Source organism: Bradyrhizobium australiense (assembly GCF_013114825.1).
Taxonomy (GTDB): Bacteria; Pseudomonadota; Alphaproteobacteria; order Rhizobiales; family Xanthobacteraceae; genus Bradyrhizobium; species Bradyrhizobium australiense.
Genome location: NZ_JAAVLX010000020.1, coordinates 18,847 through 29,008, shown reverse-complemented (window position 1 = coordinate 29,008; position 10,162 = coordinate 18,847). Strand labels below are relative to the sequence as shown.

The following is a 10,162-nucleotide window of genomic DNA, read 5'->3' as shown; positions in this document are numbered from 1 at the left end:
TGAACCGCGGAAAGTCCCAGTGCATCACGCCGATTCCCGTCATTACGAAATCCGCAATGGAATCGGCATGGATACCCCGAGCATTGGTAACGATAAGATCGCCGACGCGATCGCGGATCGGCAAGATCGCGTCAATGCCCGCGGACGTCGACTGGAACCAGCGCAGCCGACGCGCCTTGTCCAATATCTGGACAGGAAAATCGATGCCGGAGCCCACGATGACATCCGCATCCGCCACGTGGGCTTCTAGCGACGCACGGTCCTTGGCGCTCAATACACGCAGATCGGGAAAGCGCTCCGGTGCACTTCCTTGACCGTGTCCACCGCCCCGCGAGCGGGCCGGTAGCCGTAGGCATTGTTCTCGAAGTCAGCCTCGAAGATCGGCTCGATCACGATCTTGGCGGCAGTCTGAATCACTCGATCACGAATGGTCGGAATGCCGAGCGGACGCTCGCCACCATTCGCTTTGGGGATCATCACCCGCCGCACCGGATCAGGTCGGTACGTCTTCGAGACCAGTTCCGCGCGCAAGCCCGCCAACCATGCTTCCAGGCCCTGCTCCTCGATGCGAGCAAATGTCATCCCATCCACAGCCGGCGCACCCGCATTGATGCGCGCGAGCCGATACGCGTGGTCTAGGATGTCCTCGCGATAGATCTTGTCGTAGAGCAGATAGAAGCGGAAGGTGGGTTCCGCCTTCGCTTTGCAGTAGATCTTTCTCTGAAGGCTCCGGATCTTATCAGGCGTTGTCAGGCTCATCACCAATCACCTTCACCTCACCATCTTCAAAAGCGCACCAGAAGTCGGGGCCCTTTGCTCCGCCGGCATTACTCGGCCTCAACGCTCCTATTGCCCCGTCCGACTCCCGCCGTGACCACCGCCTGATGCGATGCTGAGGCCGCTACTCTCGTCCGCGACGGGTCTCCCCCTGTAACTGCGAACCACCCTTCCAACGTGCCGTGCCCACTACCCCGGCGGATCGCGCGGGTGCGCGTGTCGATTGCTTCCCCACACGTGCGGCCTTCCCCAAATGACCGGAGGGTCGGCATCCACATTAGAACTTTCGAGGCCTGCTCGGGATTCACTCTGTTACGGCCCATCGGATCGCTCAGCAGCCCAAGGCCGCCTTCGTCGCAGGGCTCCGACCCAGCCAGTTACCCGGCCGAGCCGCCTGCCAGCTTCCGGACCTATCGACAATTATCCGGGTGAGATCCTCCCTCACTGATAGTTCGCGCGCTCGGGGCGCACGGCCATCTTCGTCCTTATCGGTGGCGATCGACCGCCATCGAGTCCTTCATCCGGGCCGGATCTTGCATCGCTCCTGAGGTGTCGACGGGGGGTATAGAGATCCGGCGCACGCCGGGCAGTTGCTGGCCACACTTCTTCTTTGGTTTCGCTGGCTCGTGAGCCAGAACCGGAGACCGCAAGCCGCGTCAAGTGATGGTCGTGCGCGAAAATGCCGACGATTCACCTTGACGTTCCAGACCGAGGGTCCGGCATGTCGTAAGCCATGGCGGATCCTTGACCACGGTTACCCTGGCTTTTTAACACCCAGAATTGCCCGCGCCGCGGCAGGTGTGGCGACGCTGGCGCCCATGCGCTCGATGATCCCAACTGCATTTTCGACGAGTTCGGCGTTGGTTGCCAGCACGCCACGGCGAAGATAGATGTTATTCTCTTATCCTACCCTGACATGCCCGCCCATTGTCACCAGCTGTCCAACCATTCGCATTTCGTCTGGGCCGCAGCCGAATCCACCCCAGACGGCTCCCGGAGGTAGAATTTCTCGCATCGCCTGGAGAGCGATTGGAACACCAGGCGCGCCATACCCCGTGCTGAGACAGAACTGGAAAAGGGATGGCGCCTCAATCAGCTGTTCAGATACAGTCTCTTGGCAGTTTCAATGTGGCCTAGTCTTACTGCGTCATAAATTTCGATAGCTACTTTGACTTGAGATTGCCCTGATGCAACAAGGGCATCGAGATAGTGTAGACACGAGAGCAGCGTTCAGTCTTCTCCGAACGGTCGCAATCGAATTTGGAACGTGTCGTTCAGGCCGCGGTGGCGGATCCCCTCGGCCGATAAGTTTCGGGAATTGCAGCTTGCGTGAATAGCTTGGTGGAGGCTGTCTCTGAGGGGGGAATCGCCTCTCGCTCGGAGACCAGAAATCCGTAGGCGGCAATGCACAGTGTTGCATGATGGTGGAAGCCACGCCAGCTTCGTCCCTCGAAGTGGCCAAGGCTGACCTCCTGTTTGAGGTCGTGGTAGTCGCGCTCAATGCGCCAGCGCAGCTTGGCGATATCGACCAGCTGACGGAATCCAACGTTCGCCGGAAGCGTTGAAAACCAAAATTTAGTCGGAGCTTCCTCGCCCTCTGGCCACTCGATCAACAGCCATTCCTCCGGCCGGCTTTCGGCAAGCCAGTAATCTCGGTGTGCCGGGCGGGCGCGCACACGGGCAAAACGCGAAGACAACCGTTCTGCCGTACCCTCACGCCACGTGATCTTGTGCCAAGCATGCGCTGGCAGACCGATCGCAAGCTTCTTGGCCGAAATCGGTCGATGTTTGCTATCACGCCGTAGCAGTTTTGGAGGTCGTCCGTTCCCCGACCACTTCTTCGGCGGATGCGGTCCAGTTCCGAGTGCCCATACTGAGGTTTGTGGCAAGATGCCGGCCACATAGCTCAGGCCCAGTTCGGTAATACTCCCACGCAGAGCGGTGTCGGTGCCATAGCCGGCGTCCATCAGTACCACGCCGCGCGGCAAGCCCACCGCACAGGCCTAACGCAAATGATCAAGTGCAATCGCCGGCTTGGTCTTGAAGGTGATTTCCTTGGGGACTCCAGCTTTGTGCCGGCGTGCACGATCCGTCACCCACTCCCTTGGTAGATAGAGCCGGTAGGCCACCGGCAAGCTCGCATGATAGTTCACAAGCGAAAGCGTCACGGCAACCTGACAATTGTCTTGCTTGCCCAACTGACCGCAATATTGCCGCGCAACCCCGACCGAATGCCGCCCCATCTTAGGAAAGCCCGTATCATCGATGATCCAAGCTTCGATCTCTCCGTGGCGTTCGATGCCCGGCAGCACTAACTCATGGATCTTGGCCAACACTTGCTGATCCGCCAGTCGCCTTGACCGACAAAACGCAACAACGCCTGATGCTGCGCTGCTGTCCGCTCAGGAGCCGTCATCGCCGCCATCGGCTCGACACTCTTGCGATCGCACGGCATCATCAGCCCAGTGTAGTAATCGCGAAGCGGTTTGGCCCGTCCCGCATGTCCGATCACGCTTGCAAGACCCTCAATATATGCCGAAAAGCGCGACGCTACGTCTCCCGATTTTGTGAGACCCATCTCAGCCTCCCCATGCTGAAAAGTGAGTCTTCTCAAATATATGATTCCTGTCGACAAAGACCGCGACACTCTGACTCAGTAAGACTAGCAGGCTGTTGAAAAAGGAGCTCGCCGCCGGTCACCGACCGTGATTCATTGGCTCCGATGAGATTAGGAGATGGTGCGCGGCGGTGACAATCGAACGGGCGAGCTGTTCAGCTACGTTGACCTGGAGGCGCGGGTACGGCGTGATCATCGGCTGCGCGCGATCCGGACGATGGTGAACAGGCGCTGTCGGCGGTGGAGAGCGAGTTTGCCGCGCTCTACTCGCCGATTGGGCGGCCGTCGATCCCGCCGGAGAAGCTGCTGCAGGCGATGCTGTTGCGGGCGCTCTATTCGATCCTCTCGGAGCGACTTCTGATGGAGCGGCTGGACTACGACATGCTGTTCCGCTGGTTCGTCGGAATCGGCGTCGACGACGCAGCCTGGGACCATTCGGTGTTCTCGAAGAACCGCGACCGGCTGCTGGAAGGCGACATCGCGGCCAAGTTCCTGGCGGCGGTGCTGGCGCAGCCCCAAGGTGAAGAAGCTCCTGTCGAGCGATCACTTCTCGGTCGTTTGGTACGCTAATCGAGGCCTGGGCCTCGATGAAGAGCGTCAAGCCCAAGGACGGCTCGGGCGAGCCGCCAGAGCAAGGCGGCGGGCGCAATGCCGAACCGGACTTCCATGGCAGGAAACGCTCTAAAGACACCCATGGTTCGACCACCGATCGCGATGCCACGCCCTACCGCAAGGGTAAAGGCAAGGAGACGAAGCTGTGCTTCATCGGCATGAACTGATGGAGAACCGACACGGCCTGCTGGTCGGCCTGCCTGACGCAGGTCGGACGGGCATGTCGAACAGGTGCCCGCGCTGCACATGATCGAGCCTCATGCCGACCAGCCGGCGGCGACGCTTGGCGCCGACAAAGCCTACGATGCAAAAGACTTCGTCAACGAGCTGCGCTCGATGAACGTGACGCCGCATGTTGCACAGAACACCAGCAGCCGCAGCTCTGCGGCTGACGGGAGAACGACCCGGCACGGCGGCTATGCCGTCAGCCAGCGCATCCGCAAGCGCATCGAGGAGGCATTCGGTTGGATCAAGACGGTCGCCGGGCAAGAGAAGACGAACTTCCGTGGCCGTGATCGCGTCGGATGGGCCTTTACCCTTCGCTGCCGCCGCCTACAATCTGGTGCTGATCGCGGACGCCGGCCGATGGCCAAGGTGCCCGGCTTCGCCAAGGCCTTGGCCGGCCGCTGGCTAGTCAACTACCGACCGTAGGAGTTGATGCAAGAGACAGAAATATGCCATGCGCTGGTTGTGACTAACGGTTGGCAGGTCAACTTACAAGGAGGCCCTCTTGTGGTTACCGGCGCGGACGCGACGACATCAACCGACTGCCGTGAAATTGGTCGTTGAACAACAGGAGCATAGATTTGCAGTCAGGTGTAGAGCAGAACATACACTTCCACATTGACGGATAAGAAAAATGAAGTTGGGCGAACCTCCTTCGCGCATCCCCGCGGCGTCCACGGTCCTTGTTGGCAGGAATCGAGCGGGCAACTGGGTTGCTCGCGAACAGAATGGCCTTTTTGGCGGCCTATTCTTGAGCCGCGCCCAAGCTTTGAAATACGCTCTCAGAATTGGCCATCATTCAGAAAGCATTGTCGAGCTAGCGCAAGAGATCGAACTCGATGTTTTCTGACCTTTCAGTGCGCTTTTCCGAGAAAAAGTTGGGTTCGGCCCGACGAGGAACGAACAGATGATAAGAAAAACGGTGACATTGCCCCACGGGCTTAATCCAGTTGAGCTCGCTCTGGCCGATGAGGAGAACCAGAGCATGAAACGCAGTCGCTTTACGAAAGAGCAGCTGCTATCGGGGTTTCGAAAGAGCTCAAGGCCGGCGTTTCAGTTGCCGATCTATGCCGGAAGCCCAGTGTGAGTGACGTCAGCCTCCACAAAAGGCCGCACTCGGCGGGATGGACATCTCGGAGGCCCAGCGGCTGAAGATGATGGAAGATGAGAACACCTGGCTGAAGGGATTTTGACTGACGCAGTGCTTGACAATACGACTTTGAAGGACGTGCTGCGAAACGAGTGGTGACGCCCGCATCCAAACGGAAATGTGTCGCGCAGCTGGTGGGTTCCCACGGGATGAGCGAACGGCGCGCGTGTAAAGCGATCAGCTGCTGCGGCATGACTGCCCCGGCCGGACGAACTCGGCCTTCTTGCGCACGAGGCCGATCGCCGAGGTGCCCGGCTCTTCGGCTATCGCCGCTTGCACGTCCTCTCAAGCGGGAGGGCTATCTGCTGAACCAAAAGAAGCTGTTCCGGCTCCTACCGGGAAGAGAAGCTTGCAGTCCGCCGCCCCGGTGGGCGTAACCGGGAAATTTGTATTCGACCCAATGACTTACTGATCGCGCCGAACGACCGCTGATTGCTCCACTGGTATCGGATCAGCTCACCGACGGCCGCCGCTTCCTGACCCTGGTCGATTTCCATCCCCATGAGTGCCTGGGCTGGTACGACATCACTCTCGGGCAGCCGGGTGGCGCGGGAATTCGACCGTCTTGGCAACCCACTACATGGCGCCGGGCAAGCCCATGCAGAATGCTTTGATCGTGTGATCGACCGCGGCAAGTTGAAGAACGTGGTCAGCGACAGCGGCAGCGAGCTGACCAGCAACGCCATCCTGGATGACCAGATCACAGCCGGGTCCAGAGCTTCATGGATAGACGGCCCCGCGGGTGCAAGGGATTTTAGCAGCACTTTGGATAACGGTCGGGTACGTTCATGTATGGCCTGTTAGTGCGACCGATGCCATGGCCGCTGGCCCTGATGGAGATCGCGGATCGAGGCCTCATCAACGTGTGGCGCTTGTTGCGCTTAAAGCTCTTCGGGCTTGCTTGATCGCCCAACTCCGCCGGTTTCCATCATGCTGTCATTTGCCCTCACACCATAAGGTGGCCAGGAGGCGGCAGCTTAGGTCGCGAGCTCAGGATTCTCCGGTCGTCATCATAGCCCAGATGATCCGAGCCAACTTGTTGGCCACGGCGATAGCGACGACCATGGGTCGACGCCGTTCAAGCAGAGCTTTGATCCAGCCGCCTCCGAACCGGGAGCGTGCCTCGGGGTACCGAACGACGTTGCGTGCCCCGATTACAAGCAAATGCCGGAGATAGGAATCGCCCTGTTTCGTTATTCGGCCGAGCCGATCCTTCCCGCCGGTGGAATTCTGCTTAGGTGTCAGGCCAAGCCAGGCCGCGAACTCTCGCCCGGAGCGGAATATGGTTGCGTCCGGTATGGTCGCGGCGAGAGCCGTGGCCGTTATGGGACCGATGCCGGGAATCGAGGAAAGCAACTTCGCCATCGGATTTACTCTCTGGATGTGAGCCAGCTCACGCTCGATGGCATCGACCTGCTGGTCTAATTCCTTCAGCTGGTGCACAAGAACAGCCAGTGCCATACGGGCATTGGCCGGTAGCGTCAGTCCCTCGTCATCCAGCAAGTCCACCAGACCATCCACCCTTTGCCGATCCCGCCCAACAATGATTCCGAACTCAGCAAAGTGAGCTCGAATAGCGCAAGCCGTCATGGTTCTCTGGCGGACCAGCAGGCCTCTTGCGCGATGAAGTGTCAAGAAGCCTTGGCTCTCGACGCTCTTGATTGGAACGAACCGCATATGGCGGCGGGTGACCGCTTCGCAAATCGCCGCCGCGTCAGCGGCGTCGTTCTTGGCTCCTCGTCGCACATAAGGCTAGGCCGGCGGAACCAATCTCACATCGTGTCCAAACCGCCGAATCTCGCGTGCACCAGTGGTGAGCGGTGGCGCAGGCCTCAATGCCGACCAAGCAAGGTGCGAGCGAGGAGAAGAACGACGTGATCTCGCCTCGCCGCAGGCGCTGGCAATTGGTCACTTGGCCCTCGCTATCAACTGCATGGATGTGAAATACGTGCTTCGAAATGTCCAACCCAATTGTCGCGACTTCCATTGGTGCATTGCTCCTGTTAGCGGTTCTTACATCGCCAGTATATATCGCCGGCTCCGAGGGAGCGGGGTCGTCTTCCCCATCAACGGCCGGCCGCGGGATGAACTGTTGGACGAGACAAGGTTCACGTCTCTGGCTCAGGCCAGCGTCGCGCTCGGATGCTGGCGCGCCGATTACAACGACGGGCGACCTCAACCTCAGCTCGGATAAAAGATGGTGAGGTCGTCTTCACCGCCCGCCGCGACCTGGCATTGCGCTATGCCGATTGTTCCCAGCCAAGTCGCTACGCTATCCCTCAAATTTTTCCGGGCGAACTCAAGACTGGATAAATTCTGCGGGCAAGATCAGCCAATTCAAGTACAACGGGGCATGGCCCGAATCTCGCCAAGTCGATTTTCAGATAGCTATGTCGCCGCAACTTTGCTCGAATAGTGGTTGTCCCACAACCTCGTACGCAGTTGAGTTCACGGCACTATAAGTCTTTGGAGAACCAGAACGTCGTAGTTTGTCTCGCTATCGCGAAACGCACCGGGGAGGCATCCGGCGACCGAAAATCCACATTTCCGTTCCGCGAAAGAAATAACGTTCGGGATATCAGCAAATATCATTGCTAAGATGCAACGTAGATTGGCCGTACTTGCTCGACTTAGAACAGCGTGCGCAAGAGCGGATCCGACTCCCTTACGACGAAACGGCCCTTGAACATAGAGCGACATCTCCGCTGTCTGCCTCAACCCTTCATTGACATGGTGCCGAGTAAGTGCTGTCCATCCGATCACGCTACCGTTGCTGATACAGGCGTAGGACACAAATGAGGGACGAAGCGCGAATAGAAATTCATTCATTTCTGTGACGCTCCAAGGGCGTGTTCCTTGCGTTGATTCCCTATCCCGGCATGCGGCGTTATAGATGTCTGTTACTTCGGGTAGATCACCTGTTTGCAGCCGGCGCACTTCGTACCGCATTTGAAGCCCTCCAATCTCGTGTGGCATCCGATCCGGCATGATGCGGCGATACACCTGATGCACCATCTAAAGATGACACGATCTGCACAATAACTACCGCATCCTCTTTGACCGACGAGTTACTGATCAATAACATTCTTTTTCACGCCGTTAGGTGACCCGAGCGACGCTATCCGGGTTCTCTTGGAGTCGCTATCGCCGTTTCGCCCACAGGTCGTTGATCTGCGATCCCTCCGGATTGTGGCGATTTGCGAACGTTGGTGGCAAGTCTCCTGTCCGGTGAACTAAGGCAACGTGCTGCAGCAAATGTTCAGAACGCGAGGGCAATGCAGAAACGGCCCCAGTTTCTCAGGATTAGATACCGAACGCTAACGCACAAGGGGCCTTCCGAAAACTACCAGAGCTTATAGCTTGTGTAGACAGTTCAAATACTCGCATTGTTGAGCACACGTAAGCCGATCCCGCTCGCTCTTTCCACAGGCGGAAGCAGACGTCTAGCTGCCCAAATATGATCGGAAGTGTTTGGACAGACGCTCGTAGCTGCGTGGCGCGCTCCACGATTGCAAGGACTATCAAACAAATCGGACCTGATAGTGATTCGACGCGCGAAATTTTCAGATGTTGAAGACATCGCAAAAATATACAATCAAGCCATGGCACCCGGCGTCTTTGCCATAAGTCGAGTGTCGCCCGATACTCGCACCGAACGGTTGGCTTGGCTTAGCGAGCATAAAGACCCCTACGCCGCCTTCGTTTATGAGCATGACAGCGGGAAAGTAATCGCGTGGTGCTCCCTAAATACGTTTTCGATGCGTCCTGAGTATATGGAGCTCTCCGAAATCTCGTGTTACGTTGATGAACAACACCGAAGAAGAGGCATCGGAAGGCTGATGCTTGCCCATTTGATCGAGTCGGCCAACACTTTTGGACTACGTGCGCTGTTGGGACGCACCCTTGAAAGAAATGTCGGAGCGACCAAGAATTTCAATTCGTTCGGGTTTCGACGTGTGGCAATGCTACGCGAACTTTCACTCGTTCGAGGTGAATGGCACAATGACGTATGGCTGTGGAAACAGTTGCGATGACTGTTCGACTATGACACGCATGCACCCTCGATAACCGAAAGGATTTCCCCATTCGCTCCACCGCCCGGAACATGCGATCCGACAGTTTTTTCGCGTCCATAAGAACGAGAATTGCTGAGTAGGTCCGGTCCGCTCGGGTGGGCATGAGAGGTGTTCTTATGCCGAGGTCACGAATCGCAAAGCGCATTACTACCGGAAGCGCCGCGCCCTGAAAGATTTGTGCTGTCCATGAGCCCCGCCTCACGTCAGCCCATGAAAAAATGTAAGTTAAACTCTATCTAGCTCATCCAACCGAGCCATTCCTTGACTGATGCCGCAGACTGGACGAACATTGAGGAGTTGCGCCCGGCAATGCAGTTCCGCCGCCGCAACCTCCACCGCTGGCGATCGGCACATGACTACTCTCAAAGCTAAACTCCTCGATGTTCGTCAAGCTACCGACGTCGCCCAACTCCTTTTCGCAAGACGAAGTACTACTTCCTCGCAGCCGTCGAGTTAAATCTTCGGGCATGTGGGCGATGGAAGCGGCCGCTTATCGCATGAGCTGATCAAGATCCTCTCTCCTTGCGAAGAGGCCCAAAAAGGCATAGCGCGTTGAGATTCAGTGCGTATCGTCTCGGATCGATGGCATCGTCTATCACCTACCCCTAGGGCTCAATCCAGTTCGTCTTACGCACGCTAGGGCCAGCCCCCGCGAACCTCGCCGCCTTTCGGAACAGCAGATCAGCAGCAGCGCGAGGCTTGGTT

General features: G+C 57.9%; 5 protein-coding genes and 6 pseudogenes. 5 read left to right on the top strand and 6 right to left on the bottom strand.

The window, feature by feature from the left end; translation table 11 throughout:
* The 4 genes and pseudogenes from HCN58_RS34550 to HCN58_RS34530 form a co-directional block, all read right to left on the bottom strand.
* Positions 1-274, bottom strand: a pseudogene (locus HCN58_RS34550) (D-2-hydroxyacid dehydrogenase); the annotation flags it as partial.
* Entirely contained in the window at positions 271-759 is a 489-nt protein-coding gene (locus HCN58_RS34545; RefSeq protein ID WP_235984144.1) for a hypothetical protein, read from the bottom strand. The pseudogene HCN58_RS34550 and the gene HCN58_RS34545, both read right to left, overlap by 4 nt.
* Before the next feature lie 772 nt (positions 760-1,531).
* Positions 1,532-1,885: pseudogene (locus HCN58_RS35420) on the bottom strand (3-keto-5-aminohexanoate cleavage protein); the annotation flags it as partial.
* A gap of 166 nt (positions 1,886-2,051) precedes the next feature.
* Positions 2,052-3,235: pseudogene (locus HCN58_RS34530) on the bottom strand (IS701 family transposase).
* A 280-nt stretch (positions 3,236-3,515) separates the two neighbouring features.
* On the opposite strand from HCN58_RS34530, the pseudogene HCN58_RS34525 reads away from it, so the two are divergent.
* The 3 genes and pseudogenes from HCN58_RS34525 to HCN58_RS36520 all read left to right on the top strand — a co-directional run.
* Positions 3,516-4,640 (top strand): annotated as a pseudogene (locus HCN58_RS34525) (IS5 family transposase).
* A 225-nt stretch (positions 4,641-4,865) separates the two neighbouring features.
* Positions 4,866-5,081, top strand: coding sequence for a hypothetical protein (locus HCN58_RS34520; protein WP_171583771.1), 216 nt, complete (start codon positions 4,866-4,868; stop codon positions 5,079-5,081).
* Positions 5,082-5,216: 135 nt separating this feature from the next.
* Positions 5,217-6,107 (top strand): annotated as a pseudogene (locus tag HCN58_RS36520) (transposase); the annotation flags it as partial.
* 264 nt (positions 6,108-6,371) lie between these two features.
* Here the strand turns inward: HCN58_RS36520 and HCN58_RS34515 are convergent.
* Positions 6,372-7,368 (bottom strand): annotated as a pseudogene (locus HCN58_RS34515) (IS110 family RNA-guided transposase).
* Here HCN58_RS34515 and HCN58_RS37685 point away from each other — a divergent pair.
* Positions 7,315-7,575, top strand: a complete 261-nt coding sequence (locus HCN58_RS37685; RefSeq protein ID WP_376701259.1) for an integrase core domain-containing protein — start codon at positions 7,315-7,317, stop codon at positions 7,573-7,575. The pseudogene HCN58_RS34515 and the gene HCN58_RS37685 overlap by 54 nt on opposite strands.
* 254 nt (positions 7,576-7,829) lie before the next feature.
* On the opposite strand, the gene HCN58_RS34505 is transcribed toward HCN58_RS37685, so the two are convergent.
* On the bottom strand, positions 7,830-8,330 hold the full coding sequence (locus tag HCN58_RS34505) for a GNAT family N-acetyltransferase (RefSeq protein ID WP_171583769.1): 501 nt from the start codon (positions 8,328-8,330) through the stop codon (positions 7,830-7,832).
* A gap of 593 nt (positions 8,331-8,923) precedes the next feature.
* Here HCN58_RS34505 and HCN58_RS34500 point away from each other — a divergent pair.
* Positions 8,924-9,415 (top strand): GNAT family N-acetyltransferase, encoded by a 492-nt coding sequence (locus HCN58_RS34500; RefSeq protein WP_171583768.1) that lies wholly within the window; start codon positions 8,924-8,926, stop codon positions 9,413-9,415.
* Positions 9,416-10,162 lie beyond the last annotated feature (747 nt).